The organism is Streptomyces sp. NPDC020965, from assembly GCF_044333555.1.
In the GTDB taxonomy this organism is placed as follows: domain Bacteria; phylum Actinomycetota; class Actinomycetes; order Streptomycetales; family Streptomycetaceae; genus Streptomyces.
Genome location: NZ_JBIRRE010000001.1, coordinates 182983 through 202085 on the forward strand (window position 1 = coordinate 182983; position 19103 = coordinate 202085).

The window sequence follows — 19103 nt, forward strand, 5'->3', positions numbered from 1 at the left end:
ATTTGTCTCCACAGAAACCATCATGTGATCTGTCCGCTGTTGCGCGTGCCGAGGGCCTTCACCTTCCGGCCATACGCCACCTGTTCGCCGTTGGCCCGGGGATGTCACTCTCGCGGCGTCATCGACCGACGCCCCGAGGAGTCAAGGTGTACGCACGTCCCGTCACAGCAACCGCCGCCGCCCTGCTGGGAATCGGCGCGACCCTGGTGTCCGGGCCCGCAGCCCGGGCCGCCGGGCCGACCGCCCCGTCCGAGCGGCACGGAGAGCCCCTGGTGATCGCGCACCGCGGCGCCTCCGCCTACGCGCCCGAGAACACTCTGGCCGCTGTCGACCTCGCCGACCGGATGGGCTTCGACTGGGTCGAGAACGACGTCCAGCGCACCGAGGACGGCGAACTCGTCGTCCTGCACGACGACAGCCTCACCCGCACCACCGATGTCGAGCAGCGGTTCCCGGGGCGCGCGCCCTGGCGGGTCCGGGACTTCACGGCCGCCGAGATCGCCACCCTGGACGCGGGCGGCTGGTTCGGGGCCGCGTGGACGGGCGCCCGGGTACCGACGCTCAAGCAGTACCTGAACCGGGTCGACCGCAACCACCAGAAGCTGCTGCTGGAGATCAAACGCCCCGAACTGTACCCGGGCATCGAGCGGGACGTCCTCCGGGTGCTGCGTCAGGAGGGGTGGTTGGACCGCTCGCACGTACGGCGGAAACTGGTCGTCCAGAGCTTCGGCGCGGACAGTGTGCGGGCCGTGCACCGCCAGCGCCCGGATGTCGTCACCGGGTTCCTCGGCGCCCCGCCGGTGGCCGACCTGCCGTCGTACGCGGCCTTCACCGATCAGATCAATCCGTCGCACACCACGCTCACGGCCGACTACGTGGCCGCGGCGCACCGACTCAAGGGGGCGCACGGCAAGCGGCTCCAGGTGCACACCTGGACCGTGAACGACGCGGTGGGCGCGGCGCGGGTGGCCGGGTTCGGGGTGGACGGGATCATCACCGACCGCCCGGACGTCGTGCGCGACGCGGTGGGCTGAACCGGACTCCGGGGCGTGGCGCGAGCCGCCAGGGTGGGCGGGCATCAGGGCGGCGCGGGCTCCGGGGCGTGGCGGGCAGGGGGGCGGCCGCGGGCGCCTGGCGGGCACGGGGGGCCTGGCGGGCACGGGGGGGCCTGGCGGGCACGGGGGGGCCTGGCCGGCGCCGCAGCCCATGTCGCGGTCGTAGCGCCGAAACTGTCTGAGACGCGCCGGAGGCCGCCCGTGCCCGTCCCGGCCCGGACGGTGCGTCAACGGTGCGGCGGAGCATTGTCAGTGCCCCGCCGTACCGTGGTCGTATGAAGCGCTTCGAGTGGACCGTCATGGCCACGGACATCGGTCCCCTGCTGCTCGCCGCGACCGACCGGGGCCTGGTCAGCGTGGTCTTCCACGCCGACGAGAAGACCCGGGACAAGGAGCTGGGCCGGCTCGCCGGCCGGCTCGGCGCGGAGCCCGTCGCGGGCACCACCCTGCTCGCCGAGCCGATACGCCAGCTCGAAGAGTATTTCGCCGGGCGGCTGCGGGACTTCACGCTGCCGCTCGACTGGTCGTTGTCGGGCGGGTTCAACCGGGAGGTGCTGCGGGAACTGGCGGCGGGTGTCCCCTTCGGCTCCGTCGTGGGGTACGGCGAGTTGGCGGCCCGCGTCGGCCAGCCGGGCGCGGCGCAGGCGGTGGGGGCGGCGATGGGTGCCAATCCCCTGCCCGTGGTGGTGGCGTGCCATCGCGTGGTGGAGACCGACGGCGGGCTGGGCGGCTTCGGCGGCGGCCTGGAGACCAAGCGGCAGTTGCTCGCGCTGGAAGGAGTGCTGCCGGAGCCGCTGTTCTGACCCGCTCGGGCGCCGCTCCACCCGGACGACCAGGGAAGACGCTCCGTCAGCACACTGACGACGGTTTCGCACAGTCGTGCGAGCTGGCACACTGCGCGAGTGAGTACCAGCCCCGACCTGCCCGGCGTGTCCGACGTCGCCGAACCCACCACCGCGGGGCGGGGGGTCGCGCCCGACGGCTCGGCGCCCGGTCCGGCCGTGGAGCGCGCTCCGACAGCCACCCCGGTCTCCGCCGATGAGCTGCCCGCGCTGCGGCGGCGGGTCACCGCCGTTCTCGTCGCCAGTCAGATCCTCGGTGGGCTCGGTGTCGCGACGGGGATCGCGCTCGCCGCCGTGCTGGCGGAGCGGGTGAGCGGGACCGAGTCGCTGTCCGGACTGGCGCCGACGGCGACCGTGCTGGGGACGGCGCTGCTCTCCGTACCGCTGGCCGCGCTGATGACCTCGCGCGGACGGCGGCCGGGACTCGTCCTCGCCTATGTGATCGGCGCGCTGGGCGCGGCCGTGGTCGTCCTGGGTGCCGTCGTGGAGAGCTTTCCGCTGCTGCTCGCCGGTATGGCCGGGTTCGGAGCCGGTTCGTCGGCGAACCTGCAGGCCAGGTTCGCGGCAGCGGACCTGGCCGTGCCGGAGCAGCGCGGGCGGGCGATCTCGCGTGTGGTCTGGGCGACCACGATTGGCGCGGTACTCGGCCCCAACATCGCGGCGCCGGCCGGCCGCAGCGTCTCCGGGCTCGGCATCCCGGTCGAGGCCGGGCCGTTCGTCTGGGCGGCCGGGGTGTTCCTGGTCGCGGCCGTCCTGGTCCAGACCCTGCTGCGGCCCGACCCGCTGCTCACCGCCCGTGCGTTGGCCACGGGCGACCGCTCCCCCAAGGGGCGTTCCCTGCGGGCCGGAGTCCAGGCGGTGCGGGAGTCGCCGATGGCGCGCCTCGCGCTGGTCACCCTCGCGCTGTCGCACACCTCGATGGTGGCGATCATGTCGATGACGCCGGTGGCGCTCAGCCACCACGGCGCCGACATCCAACTGATCGGACTGGTGATCAGCGGCCATATCGCGGGCATGTACGCGTTCTCGCCGGTGATGGGCCGGCTGGCCGACCGGGTCGGCAGGCTCGCGGTGATCGGGCTCGCGGTCGGGCTGCTCGCCGTGGCGGCGCTGCTGGCCGGTACGGCGGGGGCGAGCCACACGCAGAACGCCATCGGGCTGTTCCTGCTCGGGCTCGGCTGGTCGGCGGGGGTGGTGTCGGGTTCCGCGCTGCTCACCGACTCGGTGCCACAGCCCGCTCAGGCGGCCGTTCAGGGCCTGTCCGACCTCGCGATGAACGCCTCGGCGGGCATCGGCGGTGTGCTCGCCGGGGTGATCGTCGCCCAGGCGGGGTACGGCTGGCTCAATCTGGTCGGTGCCTGTCTGCTGCTCCCGATGGCGGCCCTGGCGATCCGCAGGGCGATCGCCTGACGTTCCGGTGGCCGGAACCGGCCGGGCAGTCCCTCCCCGACCCCGGCCGCCTCGTGGCACCATCCGGGCGACCCGGCCCCTCGGCCGGATGCCGGTGTTTGGGCGGGTCTCCCCCGTGCCAGGGATGGGACATGCCGCTCACCGAAGTCGCCCCGGAAGTAACCGAAGCGCTCGCCGCTCGCCGGCCCGTCGTGGCACTGGAGTCGACGATCATCGCGCACGGCCTGCCCCGGCCACGCAACCTCTCCGTCGCGGTGGAGCTGGAGGGGCTCGTACGGTCCGGGGGCGCCGTGCCCGCCACGATCGCCGTCCTGGACGGCCGGGTCCATATCGGCCTGGGCAGGGACGGGTTGGCGCGGATCGCCGAGGACGACGGCGTACGGAAACTCGGCCGCCGGGATCTCGCTCCGGCGCTGGCCGCGGGGGTGAGCGGAGCGACGACGGTGTCGGCCACGGCCTTCCTGGCCGCGCGGGCCGGTATCCGGGTCTTCGCCACCGGCGGACTCGGCGGTGTGCACCGGGCATGGACCCTGACCCAGGACGAGTCGGCGGATCTGCGGGTGCTGGCGGAGACCCGGATCACGGTGGTGTGCGCGGGGGTCAAATCGATCCTGGACGTGCCGGCCACCCTGCAACGGCTGGAGACGCTGGGCGTGGGCGTGCTCGGATACGGGACGGATCGTTTCCCCGGCTTCTATCTGACCTCGTCCGGCGAGCCGGTGGAGTGGACGGTCCACTCCCCGGATGCGGTGGCGGAGGTGGTCCGGGCCCGCGACGAACTCGGCGCTCCGGACTCGGCGCTCATCGTCGCCAACCCGGTCTCGGAGGCCGAGCAGCTCGATCCGGCCCTCCACGACCGGCTGCTCGGCGAGGCCCTGGCCGCGTGCGCGGAACACGGCGTCGAGGGCCAGGCTGTGACACCCTTCCTGCTGGACTTCCTCACCCGGCGAACGGCAGGGGCCTCGCTTGAGGCCAATGTGGCGGCGGTGCGGGGCAATGTCCGGCTGGCGGCCCGGATCGCGGCGGCGCTATGAGCCCCGACGGCGGCACCCCCCGTCCGCCACCGATCGGGACCGCCGCCGCGCCCGGTTCCGCCCGTACGATCGAGGACGCCGCCGTCCGCTCGGAGCGGGCGAGCGGCCGGACCGTGGCGGATCCCGACCGTGCAGGAGCCCGTGGACGGGACGGTTCGCCCGCCGCCCTCCTCGTCATCGGTGAGGTCGTGACCGATGTCGTGGCCCGCCACTCCGCACCCCTCGCCCACGGCACGGACACGGCCGCCGGAATCCGCGTCCTCCCCGGTGGCGCGGGGGCCAATGCCGCCTGCTGGGCCGCGTGGTGGGGCTGCCAGGACGTACGGCTGCTGGGCCGGGTCGGCCGCGACGACTCCGGCTGGCACGAGAGGCGGCTCCGAGACGCGGGCGTGACACCGCTGCTCGTACCCGACGACACCGCCCACAGCGCCACGGTCGTCGTCCTGGTCGACACCACCGGCGAGCGGACCTTTCTCAGCGACACCGGCGCGCTGTCGCACATCTCCCCCACCGACTGGTCCCCCGAACTGCTGACGGGGGTCGGGCATCTCCACCTCTCCGGCTATCTGCTCTTCTCCGGCGGTGGCCGCCGACTGGCCCGGCTCGCTCTGGCGTCGGCGCGGTCACGGGGAATCCCGGTGAGTCTGGATCCGGCGTCCGCCGGGTTCATCCGCACCCGGGGTGTGGACCGGCTGCTCAAGGCGCTCGACGGGGTGGACGTCCTCATCCCCAACGCCGACGAGGCATGCCTCCTCACCGGCCGGACTGACCCGTCCGAGGCGGCGGCGGCGTTGAGCCGGCGCGCTCCGCTGACCGTGGTCACCCTGGGGGCCGGGGGCGCGCTGGTGGCGGAGTCCGGTTCGGTGACGGCCCGCGTGCCGGCACCGGGCGCCAGGGCCGTGGACTCGACGGGCGCGGGCGATGCCTTCACCGGCGCGTTCCTGGCCGCCCGGCTCGCGGGCGCGGACCCGGTGACCGCGGCGGCGGAGGGCTGTCGGGCGGGCGCGGCGGCAGTCACACTGATCGGGGGACGCCCCGCGCCCCCTCGCCGACCCGCCGTCTGAACGGTCTCCCCGCCCACCGCTCCGGCATCCGGGCAGGCCCCTGGGCGACAGCTCAACCAGTGCCGATCCCGCCCCACGCGGGATGACGCGGATCGTCGGCACGCACCAGCACATCGGCCACCTCCTCGGGCCGCACCTCCTCCTCGTACCGCTGGAACGCCGGCAGCGTCCAGTGCTCGCCCGGGGCGCTGCGGCGCCGTAGCGCCCCGGGCGACAGCCGCAGGTGCACCGTCAGGTCGAACGGAAACCAGTGCCCGAGGAGAAACGGTCCGTGCAGCAGCAACACCCCACCGGGCGGCAGTCCGACCCGGGCACTGCGGGTCGCCCGGTCCGCCACCGGATCCCACAGATCGGGCAGCACCAGCCCACTGCCGCCCGCCTCCAGCGGGGCGAAGACCTCCCGCCAGAGCGCGCCGGTGTCGAACCAGCCGCTGTAGTACGCGTCCGGATCCTGGCGCCCGAACTCGTACCGCAGGGAGGCGGGGCGCAGGAATCCCCCGGTATCGATCGTGAGGCCGCGGCGACCACGCAGCCGTAGCGCCTCCCCGACCCGCTCCGCGAACTCCCCGCCCCGCGCGGCCGGAGCCCCGTCCACTCCGACGCGCAGCCAGGGACTGCCGTCCTCGGCCCGGGTCGCCACGACCGTGTCCACGACGGCCTCGGTCAGCCGCTCCCAGGTGATCGGTTCGACTCTCACCGGTCCATCATCGTGCAGACACGGCACGGAGACGGGCACGGAGGGGCGGGACGCGAGGGGGGCCGGCTCGGAAGCGAGCCGGTCGACGGACGAGCGGGAGGGACGGCCCTGGTGGGGGACGCTCTACTCGTCCCGCTCCCCGGCGCACGGCGGCGCTTCAGCGGCCACCGACAGCGGACTGCCGTGCGGCAGCAGATAGGTCAGATACAGCACCACCGGCTCGGTACCGCGGTTCCGCCCTATGTGACGGTGTTGGGCACCCGAGGGTTCTACGAAGGCGGATCCCGCGGGGGTGACCTCGACCGAGCAGTCCTCCAGGGTCCGGGTCAGCGTCCCGGACTGGACCACGGCGAGCAACTGCCCGTCGTGGTAGTGCCATCCGGTGGAGCCGCCCGGCTCGATGGTGATCGTACGGACGATCACATCGGTACGCCCCTTGGCCTTCAGTTTCAGCTTTCCCTTCGAGACGCCCTGCGCGAGGACCGTTCCGGTGACTTCGTTGCCCGATGTGGCGTTCGCGGCGGACGGCACGATCGCGAGTGCCAACAGAGAACCGGACACAGCCATCGCTCCCCGCACCCGTCCCTGACGTCCCTTGTTGCCCAACATGCCATCAAATCCCATGGAATCTCCAACTCCCGTGTGTGCCAACGGCGTTCAACTCCGCACAGCCGTCGGCTCATCACTGCGGAAAAGGCCCCACGCTATCGAGACGGCCCCGACCCCGAAAGGAATCCGCAGAAGAAGCCGAGCCGGGAAAGGGCACCGGAGAGAGGAGCGGGCCCGGGGGCGTAGCCGGCCCCCGAGCCCTGAAATGCCACCCATGCGGCACGCCGGCACGCTTGAGGACCCGAGTCAGTCGTCATGTCGTCGCGTCCTGCCTTTGGACCACCGCACATCGAGCTGTGCGGGCCGGACTTGAACCGGCATTTCGACGTCCCGGGGCTCGGGCCCGGTCGATCCGGCGATCGGCGGCGAATACTGAATCTGGAGCAATAGTCTGAGTCTGAGCGCGGTCTGCCTCTGCCAGTTGGGCTACCGCGGCCCGTGAGGAATGCCGCGGGGAGGACTCGAACCTCCACTGGAACCGCGCGATCACGACAAGCCTCAGGTTCAGCTTGCGCTCCTCGCGCACCCCGTCCAACCATCGGCGGACGGGGAGATTTCGAGGCTACCCGAAGAGGTAGCCGAACACCGCGTCACCCACCCTCTGGTCGGTGACCTCGGCGCCATTGGCCTCCTCGCGGGCGAACTTCACGGCCTGCTGAAGCTTCTCCACCCGCTCCAGGAGTTCGTTCACCCGCCGCGCGGGGAGAGCGCCGGAGAACTTGACGGTCGTCCAGTAGCCGACCGGTATGTCCTCGTAGTACACCTCGACCTGAGCCGGGTGCTTCTCGGTCGCCTCAGCCTTCACATGGTTGCGCGGGACCTTCTTCGTCCGCAGCGTACGGACGGACTCGGTCTTCCACGCGTCGGTGGAGGGATCCCGGACCCATGCCTCGGAGGCGTCCAGCACCGGAAGCTTCCGGACGAAGGTGTTGATGTCCGTCAACTGCTTCTCCAGGAAGAGGAGATACGACACCGGCACGTCACTCACCAGCACCCGCCCGTCCACCGACACATCGGCACGCGCGGCGCAGTTGGCCCAGTCCTTGGTGGCGGTCACATCGAAGAGCCTCGTCAGCGCCTTCGCCGTCGCCGTCAGCACTTCCTCGGCCTGGACCTGGACCCGGGTGGACTCTGGGGGAAGCTGCTCCCCCTCCTCGTCCTTGGGCTGGTACGTACGCGAGATACCGGCGAGCAGCGCAGGCTTCTGGAGTCCGTGGTGGGCCGCCGTGAGGTCCTGGTGCGCCTTGGACTTGACGCCCTTCTCCACTGCGATGATCTGATTGAGTTTCGCCACCAGATCACGCTACCAAGACCGGATCCCGCGTTCGAACGATTATGCGGCGCAGCTCCTCCACCGCCGGGGGGGCTCCGCATCTCTGATCGTCCTGACCCCTTCAACCCCCTTGGGGAGCAAGCACCATGGAGATAGCCGTCATCGCGGTCATCGGAACGCTGCTCGGCTCGGTCGTCACCCACTTCTTCCAGCGCCGGGCCACCGAGCGGGCGGCCGACCTCAACCGGGCCGAACAACTGCGTCAGGAGCGGATCTCCGCGTACAGCGCCTTCGCGGGATCGCTGGTCGACTACCGGCGCGGTCAGAACGACCGCTGGCACCGGGCCAGGGAGACACCGGGCAGTGTGGCCGCCGAAGAGGCCAGGATCGACTCGTACCGACTGCGCTCGGGCGCCCATCAAGCCCTGATCCGGGTGCAACTGGTGTGCGACGACGCCCAGGCGCTGGAGCTGGCCGCCGCCGCGTTCGAGGTGACGAACTGTATGCACGAGGCATCGGACGACGACGACCGCTCACGGCGTTCGGCACAGGCGCGCGAGACACTGTCCGAATTCATCGGCGCGGCGGCCCCGGGCGTCCGCTGAAGCGCCCATCGTCAGACCGGTCAGGCCAGTCGTCAGGACCGGTCAGGCGCGTCTCCCACGGCGGTGCAGGGCGATGCCGCCGAGCAGCAGCGCCGCCGCTCCGGGCACCGCGTATCCGATCGGTCCGGCGCCGGTGGCTGCCAGGGCCTCCCGATCCTCGTCCGGAGCGGACCGGTCGGCGGGTGCCTCCGGGGCCGGCCGGGGAGGCGGGCCCGGCTTGGGCGGCGGGGCCGTCGGCGGAACCGTGGGCTTCGTCGGCTGCGGAGGCTTGGGCCCTGAGGGCTCGCCGGGGCCGTTGACCGAGGTGTTGCCCATGGCGGGGTTCAGCAGACCGACGACGCTCACGGTGTTGCCGGTCACCTGGACGGGGAGATCGACGGGCAGTTGCACGCCATTGCCCGAGAGGAGGCCGGGAGAGCCCTTGGCTACCGCGCCGGCCGCCGCCCCTTGACCGCTCGGGGTCGTGGTCTTCGACGAGCCCCGGGGTCTTTCGTCACGGTGGCCGGCGCCCTGGGAGTCGTTCGCGCAGGAGTTGCCGAAGGCCGGATTGAGCAGGCCGACAACGCTGATGGTGTTCCCGCACACATTGACCGGGACGCTCACCGGGAGTTGAAGGGCATTGCCCGCGGCGACGCCGGGCGAACCCACGGCGGCTCCGTCCGCCTGCGCGTCGGCGTGGGCCGGGCCCGCCAGCGCGAGCGCGCCACCCGTGAGCATCACGGTCGCCAGACCCTTTCGGTACGGCTTCCTCATGGGCACTTCCCGTCTTCCGGAAAAAATCACGGGCCCGGTGCCCGCGTCCGGGACAACGAACCGGGCGGGCCATTCGGCCCACGAGGTCGGCCCTTTCACCCGATCGAGTGCGAGAACCTCGAACCCGCCCCTCCCGTACCGCTGCGCTCACGGGCCACCCCTCGGGGGCACCGCGCGCTCCCTCCGCGGGTTCGCCCGGACCGGTTCACCGGGGGTGATTCAGTAGCGCACGGGGAGGCTGAGCAGCCTGCGGGCGCGGTGGGACGGCTGCCAGCGCAGTTCGTCCTCCGGTACAGCGAGGGCGAGCCGGGGGAAGCGCACCAGCAGCGCGGCCAGCGCGATCTCGGTCTCCAGCCGGGCCAGGGGCGCGCCGAGGCAGTAGTGGACGCCGTGGCCTAGTGCGAGGTGCCCCGTGGTGTCACGGTCCAGATCCAGCCGGTCGGGTTCGGGGAACCGGTCCGGATCCCGGTTGGCGGACGCCAGCGAGAGCATGACGGTCTCGCCGGCCGGCACGGTCACCCCACCGATCCGCACGTCCTCGACCGGGAAGCGGCGGGCGGCGAGCAGCATCGGCCCCTCGTACCGGGAGAACTCCTCCACCGCCGCCGCGATCCTGCCCGGATCCGCCCGCAGCGCGTCGAGTTGGTCGGGGTGGCGGAACAGCGCCAGCAGGGCGTTGCCGATGAGCTGGACCGTGTTCTCGTACCCGGCGAAGAGGATCAGGAAGGCCAGCGACATCAGCTCGTCGGCGCCGAGCCGGTCGTCCCGCCCCGCCACCGATTCCTCGCGTACCGCGATCAGCGCGGAGAGGAGGTCGTCGCCCGGTTCGGTGCGCTTGCGGTCGAGGAGTTCGGCGAGGAAGTCGACCATCGTCGTCATGGCCTGCTTGGCGCGGTCCGGCCGTGCCGGGTCGGGGATGAGGAAGGCGTCCGTCCACGCGCGGAAGTCGTGCCGCGACTCCGGGGGAACTCCGAGCAGTTCGCAGATGACCGTGATGGGCAGGGGGGCGGCGTACGAGGCGACCAGATCGGCCCGGTCCCGTACGGCCATGGCGTCCAGCAGTTCATCCGCGGTCCGCCGGATCGGCTCGCGCAGCCGCTCGATCCGGCGCACGGTGAACGCCCGGGTCACCAGTCGTCGGATACGGGTGTGGTCCGGTGGGTCCATATTGAGCAGATTCGCGTCCAGGGCGGGCGGCAGCCGGAACCCTCGGTAGCCACCGGGGAGCGCGTGACTCTTGTCGAGGGAGAGCCGTGGGTCGGCGAGCGCTTGCCGGACGTCGTCGTACCGGGTGACGATCCAGACGGGCAGTCCGTCCGGTCCCGTGGTCCGGTGCACGGGGGCGGTCTCGCGGAGCCTCTCGAATACGGCGTAGGGGTCGGTCGGCAGCGCCTGGGCGGGACCAGCGACGGTCATCGTCCCAGCCTAGGCCGTGGCTTCGGAGTCCCGGCCGCCCACCCGGCACGGCCGATTCGACTGTCCACGAGGGTTGTTGGGCGCGATCTCCAGGGGTTGGACCGGGCGCCACTCGTGTCCGGTCCGGACACGAGTGGCGCGGAAGTCGTCTTCCCCGTCAGCCGCTGTGGCCGCCGGCGTTGAGGTGTCCGATGGTGCCGGTCTGGATGACCGGGCCGTAATGGGTGCCTCCGCTGACGTTGTTGTGCACGGTGACCGTCGCGGCGGGATGATCCTCGGGGGGTGCCAGCTCGTCGAGCAGCTCACGCAGCTCCGCCGCCGCCCGCGGATCCGCCCGCAGGGTCCGGCGCATCCGCACCCGCCACTCGGTCAGGACATCGGCGACGATGTCCTCGTCCTGGGCGAGCCGGGCGTCGACCAGCTCGGCGCGTGAGGTCTCCAGATCGGCGACGACGGTCTCGGGGTCGGTGTCGCCGCGCGAGAAGAACCGCACCACGCGGTCTCTGCCCGCCCCCCAGCTCTCCAACACCATCTGCTGGATCAACGCGGTCGCACCCGCGGTCGCCAGCGCCAGCAACTCGGCTTCCATACAGCCTCCTTCGGCCGCTTCCCGGCTCCTGGGCGGACAGGGTAGCGGTCATCGGCCCAGCAGGGCGGTGAGTGCGCCGACCGGATCGGAGTCCGGGGTTCCGCGGGGCCACCAGTCCTCGCGGGCGGGGTCCGACTCGTACCCGTACCAGAGGCCGTCACGGCCGAAACGGAGCTGGAGCGTGCGGGTCGAGAGGCGGTTGCGCCAAGGCCGGAAGTCCGGGAAATCAGCGGCCGTCAGGGCCGGCCCGGCCCGGTCGAACGGCCCGGCCGGCGGGTCCCAGGGATCCTCCAGCACATCGAGCGCCCGTCGGCCGCCCTGCCGCCAGGCGGCCACCGCGCGGGCGAGATCGGTGGGAGTACGCCCCGTCGGCGCGGCCAGATCGCGGTAGAGCGCACGGGTGGAGGCCGTGAGCCCGGACCCCGGGTGGGCGGCGGCGAGCCTGACGGAGTCCTGCCATTCGGTGAGTCGGGCGATCGGGTCGACCCCGGTGGTGAGCAGGGCGTGGGCGCGGGCGGCGGCCTCGGTGGCGAGGAGGTCCAGCCCCAGCGGATCGGGCGCGCCAGGCGAGTGGGGGTAGGCGGGCGGCCGGCCTGGGTGGGCGGGCGCCGGGAAAGGCGGCGGCGGGTCGGGGAGGCGTCGCGGGGCGAGCGCATCCCGCGCCGACACCGTCGGCGCGGATGTCGCGACGGCGGCGCGGTCGGCGGCCGAGCGGGTGGCATGACGACGGGAGAGGTCGGCGAGGATGTCCCGCTCTCCCCTGCCCCGTAGGAGGAAGACGACGAACGGGTCCTCGTCCAGCAGCCGCGCGGTCTGATAGCAGAGCGCGGCGGCGTGCTTGCAGGGGTAGCCGTCGTCGGGGCAGGAGCAGTCGGGGATCAGATCGCCCACGGTCGGCAGCAGGTCGGCGCCGGACGCAAGGGCGTGCGGGATGTCCTTGTCGAGGAGGGCGGCCATATGGTCGGGGCGCGCCGCCGCCGCGGTCAGGAAGTCGGCCCAGTCGTCGTCGCCGAGCGTCCGGAGGCGGATCTCCGTACGGTACGGGCGCGCTCTGCTGCCGTGGACGTAGGCCATGACGCGGCCGGGGGTGACCGTGATCGCGTCGACGTGACCGCCCCGGGCATAGGCCCGGCCCCGGGCGAGCCGGGCGGGGTCGAGGGCCACGGCCTCCAGGGCCTCCACCCAGGCGCTCCCCCACCAACTGGCCGCGAACTCCTCACCCGGCAGCGGTTCCAGCGCGGGGAAGGTACGCCGCCGGTCGTCGTGCGGGCCCGTCGGGAGGCCGGCACGACGGCCCGGCCGACGATGGGCGCGGCGGTCGGGCGGTGGGGTCATGACAGCCTCCGCAGCGAGACGAGATCGGCCAGCTCGCGGTCGGTCAGCTCGGTCAGGGCGGTCTCGCCGGTACCGAGGACGGCATCCGCGAGCGCCCGCTTGGCCGCGAGCATCTCGGCGATCCGGTCCTCCACCGTGCCCTCCGCGATCAGCCGGTGGACCTGGACGGGCTGGGTCTGACCGATGCGGTAGGCCCGGTCGGTGGCCTGCTCCTCGACCGCCGGGTTCCACCAGCGGTCGTAGTGGATGACATGGCCGGCCCGGGTCAGATTGAGACCGGTGCCGGCCGCCTTGAGGGAGAGGAGGAACACGGGGACCTCGCCCGACTGGAAGCGGTCCACCATCCGCTCCCGCTCCACCACCGGGGTGCCGCCGTGGAGGAGTTGGGAGGGGATCGCCCTGGCGGTGAGGTGCGCGGAGAGCAGCCGGGCCATGGCCACGTACTGAGTGAAGACCAGGACCGAGCCGTCCTCGGCGAGGATGGTCTCCAGCAGCTCGTCGAGGAGGTCGAGCTTGCCGGAACGCCCCACCAGCCGTGGGGCGGTTCCCCGGGCTGGAGCCCTGCTGCCGGCCCTGGTGCCCGAGCCCTTGGGGCCGCCGCCCTCCTTCAAGAACTGCGCCGGGTGGTTGCAGATCTGTTTGAGGTCGGTCAGCAGCTTCATCACCAGGCCCCGGCGCGCGATGCCCTCCGCGTCCTCGATCGCCGCCATCGCCTCCCGCACCACCGCTTCGTACAGCGTGGTCTGTTCGCGGCTGAGCGCCACGGGGTGGTCGGACTCCGTCTTCGGCGGCAGCTCGGGCACGATGCCCGGATCGGATTTCCTGCGGCGCAACAGGAAGGGGCGGACGAGCCGGGCCAGGCGCTCGACCGCGTCGTCGTCCTCGCCCAGCTCCACGACACGGGCGTGCCGTGCCCGGAACGCCTTCAGCGGCCCCAGCAGTCCCGGGGTCGTCCAGTCCAGCAGGGCCCACAGCTCGGAGAGGTTGTTCTCTACGGGGGTGCCGGTCAGCGCGACCCGCGCGGGCGCGGGGATGGCGCGCAGTGCCTTGGCCGTCGCGGAGAACGGATTCTTGACGTGCTGCGCCTCGTCGGCGACGACCATCCCCCAGGGGTGCGCGGCCAGCCGCTCGGCGCTGGAGCGCATCGTCCCGTACGTCGTCAGTACGAAGCCGCCTCCGGTCCCGGGCAGGGTCCGGTCGGTGCCGTGGAAGCGGCGGACCGGCACGCCGGGGGCGAAGCGGGAGATCTCGCGCTGCCAGTTGCCGAGGAGTGAGGCGGGGCAGATCACCAGGGTCGGGTCCGGGCGGTCGCGATGGAGGTGGAGCGCGATCACCGTGACCGTCTTGCCGAGGCCCATGTCGTCGGCGAGGCAGCCGCCGAGACCGAGCGACGTCATCAGATGGAGCCAGGCCAGTCCGCGTAGCTGATAGTCGCGCAGGGTGGCCGAGAGTCCCGGTGGGGCGGGGATCGGGCTCGCTCCCCCGGTGAGGCGGTCACGCAGCGTCGCCAGCGCACCCGTCGGCACCGCCGCCACCGTCTCGCCGTCGACCTCCGCGGTGCCGGTCAGTGCCATGGCCAGGGCGTCGACCGGCGCCAGCAGCCCCAACTCGCGCTTGCGCGCCTTGCGCACCAGATCGGGGTCGACCACCACCCACTGGTCGCGAAGCCGCACGATCGGGCGGTACGACTCGGCCAGCGCGTCCATCTCCGACTCGGTCAGCGGATCGTCGCCGAGCGCCAGCCGCCAGCTGAACTTCAGCAACTCCGTGCTGTCGAAGAACGGGGTGCCGTCGGTCGCCGAACCGGGCGCCGGGTGAACGACGGCGGTGGCCGCGAGGGAACGCACCAGCTCTCTCGGCCAGTGCACGGTTACGCCCGCGGCGGCGAGTCGTTCCGCGCCAGGCCCCAGGAGTTCGTAGAGCTCGTCCTCGGTGAGTGTCAGCACATCGGGCACATCCCGGTCCAGCAGCCCGGCGAGCGGCGTCCAGACCCGCGCGGCGCGGCGCAGCGCGAGCACCGCGTCGATCCGGGCACGCGGTCCGAAGTGCTCGTCCCCGTCACCCGCCCACAGCCGGGCGGCGTCGATGACCAGTGTCGGATCGGCGAGGCTGTGGATCTGGACCAGGGCGGCGGCCGCGGCCTGCCCGCCCGCTTCGCCGTCCTCACCGCCGTCCGTCGCGCCGGTGTCGAAGAGCTGGAAGGCCGACAGATCGAGCCGCAGGGAGACCCGGACGCCCGCGTCCATGCCCGCTGCGGCTTCCGCCGCCCACTCGCGCGCCCCGGGGAGCCGCTGGGCCGCCGCCGCGGCGAAGGGCTTCCCCGCCGCTTGCGCCGCGGCGGGGGTGCGGGGAACGGTGTCGGCGACCGCGTCGAAAAACGCCCGAACCAGCGCCTCCGGCTCGGGCAGCCGCAGAGAGTCAGGATCGGGGGCGGGGGCCGGAGCCGGCCGGGACGCGGGGCCCGACTCCCGCGCGGACGGTGCGCCCGCTTCGGCCACGGGCCCGGACACAGGGACGGGCTGTTGTGCTGACGGTGCGCCCGCTTCGGGCTCGGGGACGGGCTGCCGCGCCGACACCGGATCCGACGTGGGCGTGGCGTACGCCTCGTACGGCATCGCGGCGGCGATGGCCCTGAGCTGCGCGATGTCGTTCGCGTCCAGGGGGCCCGCGCGCCAGGCGTCGTGATCGGTCGCGGTCAGCCCAGGCAGCAGTCTGCCGCGCGCGATCAGATGGAGCGCGTGCATGGCGGCAGCGCCCCAACAGACGGCGGCCGGGTGGGATCCCGGGCGCTGTCGGGCGCGGACGAGCAGGGGCAGCGCGTCGGTGATGGACAGCAGGACGGCGGGGACGGTACTCCGGCGGAAGCCGGCACCCCCGGGGTCGGCCGGAGAGCCGGGAGGCGTCTCCTGGACCACGGTGATCGTGTCGGTGGTGTCGTGGAGCAGGTCACCGGCTGGGTCCCAGAAGGCGATCCGCCCCTCGCGCGGCAGCGCGGCCGGCAGGAAGACGACGGCGCAGCCGTGCGGCGGACACGGCGTCTCTGACGTCATGCGGGGTCACCTCCCGTCCATCGGCCGGATGCCGAACACTTGGATCCACAACCTTACGGACGGGGTCTGACAATGCCCCCCACCAGCGGTGAACGAAGCCGTCAGCCAGGGGCGAAGTGCCTGGTGAGAGTGGGTACAGACGGCGGCTTCACGCGGCTGGCGGGAGGGGGCGCACCGGGGGTCGCGGGCCGCGCCGCCCGGTCGGGACAGCACTCGGGGGCACCGTCGGTGCCCCGTCCGGGCCGGGCTTTCCGCCACCGGGGCGCCGGCCGCGGGCGGCGGCTTCGGTGACGGAACGGCCGACGGCAGTCGATCGGTCAGCGCCTCGCCCGATCGGGGCCGCCTCTTTCGCCTCTACCGCATCCTCCGCCTCTATCGCATCCGGGAACGGGTCGGACGCAGCAGGAAGCGGGTCCGACGTGGCGGGGAGTGAGTCAGGCTCGGCGGGAAGCGGGTCCGACGTGGCGCTCTCCGCCTCGGGCTCCCGGGCGACGGCGGACGGTTGCTGGGCACGCTCCAGGAAGCGGAGTAGCTCCACCGGGAAGGGCAGCACCAGGGTGGAGTTCTTCTCGGCCGCGACCGCGACCACCGTCTGGAGCAGGCGCAACTGCAGGGCGGCGGGCTCCTTGGCCATCACACCGGCCGCCTGGGCGAGCTTCTTCGACGCCTGGAGCTCCGCATCCGCGTTGATCACGCGCGCCCGCCGCTCACGGTCGGCCTCGGCCTGCCGCGCCATCGACCTCTTCATCGCCTCGGGCAACGACACGTCCTTGATCTCAACCCGGTCGATCTGCACGCCCCAGCCCATCGCCGGGCTGTCGATCATCAGCTCAAGCCCCTCGTTGAGCTTCTCCCGGTTGGAGAGCAGATCGTCGAGATCGCTCTTGCCGATGATCGAGCGCAGTGATGTCTGCGCCATCTGCGAGACGGCGAACCGGTAGTCCTCCACCTCGACGATCGCGTCCGTCGCTTCGACCACCCGGAAGTAGACGACTGCGTCGACACGGACGGTGACATTGTCCCCGGTGATGCCCTCCTGCGCGGGCACGGGCATCGTCACGACCTGCATATTGACCTTACGGATGCGGTCGATCACAGGAACGATCATGTTGAATCCAGGGCCTCGGACACCGCCGTGCAGCCGCCCGAGGCGGAAGACGACGCCTCGCTCGTACTGCTTGACCACCCGGGCCGCCGCCATGGCGTAGGCCGCGAATCCCGACGCGACCACCAGAGCCACGATCACCAGCGTCTCGACCATCGGGAGCACCCCCTTCTGTCCGAGCCGGCTCACTGATACCACGGTATGCCTGATACATACCGGTAAGCCATAGTCACTCAGCATTCATGGCGATTCATGAGCGAGGGTTGACCTTCATCACGGGGGGGGGCTGGAGCAGCCGCACGACCCCGAGTCGGGACCCCTGTGTCACCCAAGACACCAGGAAGCCGCCCACGATCCGACCGGTGCGGGGGCGTGACGCGATACCGAGGCCCGGAAGAGGGCATCCTGGGTGTGGGAGATGCGAGTGCCATGCGTACTGGGAGTGAACCGACGACCGCACGGAGCCCTCTGCGGATGCGGTTCTGGCTGAGCCTCTGGGGTCTGCTCTGGGCCGCCGGCAGTACGGCAGCATTCAGTCTGGCGGGGCGCCCGGGCTGGGCGGCGGCCTGCGGGGTGCTGCTGTTGATCGTGGTCGTGGACCTGATCGTGGTCGTGCGCCATATCCGGCAGGGCCCGCACTATCAGCCGGGCCGCGACGTGCCTCCGTACGAACCCGTCCACGAAGATCACGAGCCGGGCCCCCGCCGGACAGCCCGGCCGGACGACTAGGTCCTGTCCGGGCGATCTTCGAGGATTAGCCCGCGGCGCCAGATGCGGTGAATCGCAAGGCGGAGGGTCATCCTCGTACTGGACGTACTTGGATGATTCCGACAACGCAGCGAGGTGCCGTAGCTGTCGTCGCGGGCCCGACAAGATCGCCCGGACAGGGCCTAGGCGATCGCGACCAGGGAGTCACGACCCGGGACGGGTCCGCCGTCCGTCAGTGACTCGTATGTCAGGGACTCGTCCGTCAGGGACCCACGTCGAAGCGGGCCGCCTTCAGATACTCCGGTTTCGGGTCGAGCGCTGCGGCCAGCCGGAAGTGGCGTTGTGCCTGCTCGGGGCGGCCGCCGCGCTCGAAGGTGCGGGCGAGGGCGAAGTGCGCGAAGGCGTTGTCCGGCTCGCGCTCCAGGACCAGTTCGAATTCCAGCTCGGCGGGGCGCAATTGGGCGGCCGCGAAGAAGGCGCGGGCGCGCAGCAGGCGGGCCGCCGTGTTCTCGGGGTGGGCCGCGATGACCGAATCCAGCAGCTTCACGGCGCCACGCGGGTCCTTCGCGGCCAGGAGTTGCTCGGCCGCGCGGAAGTCGATGACGTGTGTCTCCGGGTTGCTTTTGGGCACAGCAGAATCCTTCCCCATCGCTGTACGGTTCCAACACCCGTCCCGGCAGCGGTATTCCGCCCGGTGGGCGGGAGTGCGGCGCGAAGCCTCCGCTGGCGGCGACCACCGCGTCACGGGCGGAGGGGTAGCCCTCCGGTCATGGGCTCGGGGTCGGGCCCGGTGTCCCCGCCGCGGGCCGGGCCGAGATGCGCCGGGTCAGCTCCGCCCACACCTTCCGCACCTGGGGCTCCAGGTCCTCCAGGGGGCCATCGTTGTCGATGACGAGATCGGCGACGGCTCGCCGCTCCTCCCGAGTCGCCTGCGCCGCCATCCGGGCCCGCGCCTCCGACTCCGTCATTCCACGCCGCCCCACCAATCGGTCCAACTGGGTCTCGGGCGCCGCGTCCACGACGATGACCAGGTCATACAGCGGGGCGAGCCCGTTCTCGGTGAGCAGGGGCACATCGTGGACCACCACGGCATCGGCCCCCGCCGCGCGCTCCAGCTCCCGGGAACGCGCCCCAACCAGCGGATGCACGATCGCGTTGAGGTCAGCCAGCCGTTCGGAGTCGGCGAAGACGATCGAGCCGAGCCGGGGGCGGTCGAGAGCGCCGCCGGCGGTGAGGATCTCCGGTCCGAAAGCCTCGACGACGGCCGTGAGCCCCGGTGTGCCGGGCTCAACGACCTCGCGGGCGATCCTGTCGGCGTCGATCAACACCGCCCCGTACGACTGGAGCAGTCGGGACACCTCACTCTTGCCGGCGCCGATTCCACCGGTCAGACCTACGGACAGCATGAGCGGCAGCCTAGTCCTTCACCCGCCGCGGGGCGCCATCGGCCGAGGACTGCCTGTGGACCGACGGGCCACCTGCGGACGGGGTGGGGTCCTTCCCCCACCCGATCGGACACCGGAGCCCCTTCATGAGTTCGACGTGGCCGGCTACAGCG

The 19103-nt window shown here is 72.2% G+C and carries 18 protein-coding genes; 7 read left to right on the plus strand and 11 right to left on the minus strand.

Translation table 11 applies throughout. The features are described 5' to 3' along the window. Positions 1-146: 146 nt before the first annotated feature. The 5 genes from ACH4S7_RS00810 to ACH4S7_RS00830 all read left to right on the plus strand — a co-directional run bounded on the left by ACH4S7_RS00810 (position 147) and on the right by ACH4S7_RS00830 (position 5405). Positions 147-1034 (plus strand): glycerophosphodiester phosphodiesterase, encoded by an 888-nt coding sequence (locus ACH4S7_RS00810; protein ID WP_398518884.1) that lies wholly within the window; start codon positions 147-149, stop codon positions 1032-1034. 296 nt (positions 1035-1330) lie between these two features. Then, a complete protein-coding gene (locus tag ACH4S7_RS00815) occupies positions 1331-1858 on the plus strand; it encodes a methylated-DNA--[protein]-cysteine S-methyltransferase (protein ID WP_398518885.1) in 528 nt (175 codons plus the stop codon). Between the two features lie 198 nt (positions 1859-2056). Continuing rightward, positions 2057-3307, plus strand: a complete 1251-nt coding sequence (locus ACH4S7_RS00820; protein WP_398519979.1) for an MFS transporter — start codon at positions 2057-2059, stop codon at positions 3305-3307. Between the two features lie 131 nt (positions 3308-3438). Continuing rightward, positions 3439-4341 carry a pseudouridine-5'-phosphate glycosidase gene (locus ACH4S7_RS00825; protein ID WP_398518886.1) on the plus strand — a complete coding sequence of 301 codons (903 nt, stop codon included), beginning with the start codon at positions 3439-3441 and terminating at the stop codon, positions 4339-4341. Further along, a complete protein-coding gene (locus tag ACH4S7_RS00830; RefSeq protein WP_398518887.1) occupies positions 4338-5405 on the plus strand; it encodes a carbohydrate kinase family protein in 1068 nt (355 codons plus the stop codon). Before ACH4S7_RS00825 ends, ACH4S7_RS00830 begins: the two co-directional genes overlap by 4 nt. A 52-nt stretch (positions 5406-5457) precedes the next feature. Here the strand turns inward: ACH4S7_RS00830 and ACH4S7_RS00835 are convergent, their stop codons facing one another. The 3 genes from ACH4S7_RS00835 to ACH4S7_RS00845 all read right to left on the minus strand — a co-directional run bounded on the left by ACH4S7_RS00835 (position 5458) and on the right by ACH4S7_RS00845 (position 8005). Beyond that, the gene (locus tag ACH4S7_RS00835) at positions 5458-6102 is read right to left on the minus strand and encodes a uridine kinase (protein ID WP_398518888.1); all 645 of its coding nucleotides are present in this window, start codon (positions 6100-6102) and stop codon (positions 5458-5460) included. 123 nt (positions 6103-6225) lie between these two features. After that, complete coding sequence (locus ACH4S7_RS00840) at positions 6226-6669, minus strand: cupin domain-containing protein (protein ID WP_398519980.1); 444 nt, start codon at positions 6667-6669, stop codon at positions 6226-6228. A 604-nt stretch (positions 6670-7273) separates the two neighbouring features. Then, a complete protein-coding gene (locus ACH4S7_RS00845) occupies positions 7274-8005 on the minus strand; it encodes a hypothetical protein (RefSeq protein ID WP_398518889.1) in 732 nt (243 codons plus the stop codon). A 125-nt stretch (positions 8006-8130) separates the two neighbouring features. Between ACH4S7_RS00845 and ACH4S7_RS00850 the strand changes: the two genes are divergently transcribed. Then, positions 8131-8589, plus strand: coding sequence for a hypothetical protein (locus ACH4S7_RS00850; protein WP_398518890.1), 459 nt, complete (start codon positions 8131-8133; stop codon positions 8587-8589). Between the two features lie 42 nt (positions 8590-8631). Here ACH4S7_RS00850 and ACH4S7_RS00855 read toward each other — a convergent pair whose 3' ends face one another. The 6 genes from ACH4S7_RS00855 to ACH4S7_RS00880 form a co-directional block, all read right to left on the minus strand. Next, positions 8632-9342, minus strand: a complete 711-nt coding sequence (locus ACH4S7_RS00855; RefSeq protein WP_398518891.1) for a chaplin — start codon at positions 9340-9342, stop codon at positions 8632-8634. A gap of 219 nt (positions 9343-9561) precedes the next feature. Continuing rightward, complete coding sequence (locus ACH4S7_RS00860; protein WP_398518892.1) at positions 9562-10758, minus strand: cytochrome P450; 1197 nt, start codon at positions 10756-10758, stop codon at positions 9562-9564. Between the two features lie 157 nt (positions 10759-10915). Next, positions 10916-11347 (minus strand): hypothetical protein, encoded by a 432-nt coding sequence (locus ACH4S7_RS00865; protein ID WP_398518893.1) that lies wholly within the window; start codon positions 11345-11347, stop codon positions 10916-10918. A 48-nt stretch (positions 11348-11395) separates the two neighbouring features. Then, complete coding sequence (locus tag ACH4S7_RS00870) at positions 11396-12682, minus strand: SWIM zinc finger family protein (RefSeq protein WP_398518894.1); 1287 nt, start codon at positions 12680-12682, stop codon at positions 11396-11398. Then, on the minus strand, positions 12679-15732 hold the full coding sequence (locus tag ACH4S7_RS00875) for a DEAD/DEAH box helicase (protein WP_398518895.1): 3054 nt from the start codon (positions 15730-15732) through the stop codon (positions 12679-12681). The genes ACH4S7_RS00870 and ACH4S7_RS00875 overlap by 4 nt, the downstream gene beginning before the upstream one ends. Before the next feature lie 148 nt (positions 15733-15880). Continuing rightward, complete coding sequence (locus tag ACH4S7_RS00880) at positions 15881-16993, minus strand: slipin family protein (protein ID WP_398519981.1); 1113 nt, start codon at positions 16991-16993, stop codon at positions 15881-15883. A gap of 273 nt (positions 16994-17266) precedes the next feature. Between ACH4S7_RS00880 and ACH4S7_RS00885 the strand changes: the two genes are divergently transcribed. Continuing rightward, positions 17267-17566 (plus strand): DUF6343 family protein, encoded by a 300-nt coding sequence (locus ACH4S7_RS00885; RefSeq protein ID WP_398518896.1) that lies wholly within the window; start codon positions 17267-17269, stop codon positions 17564-17566. A gap of 241 nt (positions 17567-17807) precedes the next feature. On the opposite strand, the gene ACH4S7_RS00890 is transcribed toward ACH4S7_RS00885, so the two are convergent. Together ACH4S7_RS00890 and coaE are read right to left on the minus strand one after the other, a co-directional pair. Then, the gene (locus tag ACH4S7_RS00890; RefSeq protein ID WP_398518897.1) at positions 17808-18176 is read right to left on the minus strand and encodes a tetratricopeptide repeat protein; all 369 of its coding nucleotides are present in this window, start codon (positions 18174-18176) and stop codon (positions 17808-17810) included. A 136-nt stretch (positions 18177-18312) separates the two neighbouring features. Beyond that, complete coding sequence (coaE, locus tag ACH4S7_RS00895) at positions 18313-18951, minus strand: dephospho-CoA kinase (protein ID WP_398518898.1); 639 nt, start codon at positions 18949-18951, stop codon at positions 18313-18315. Positions 18952-19103 lie beyond the last annotated feature (152 nt).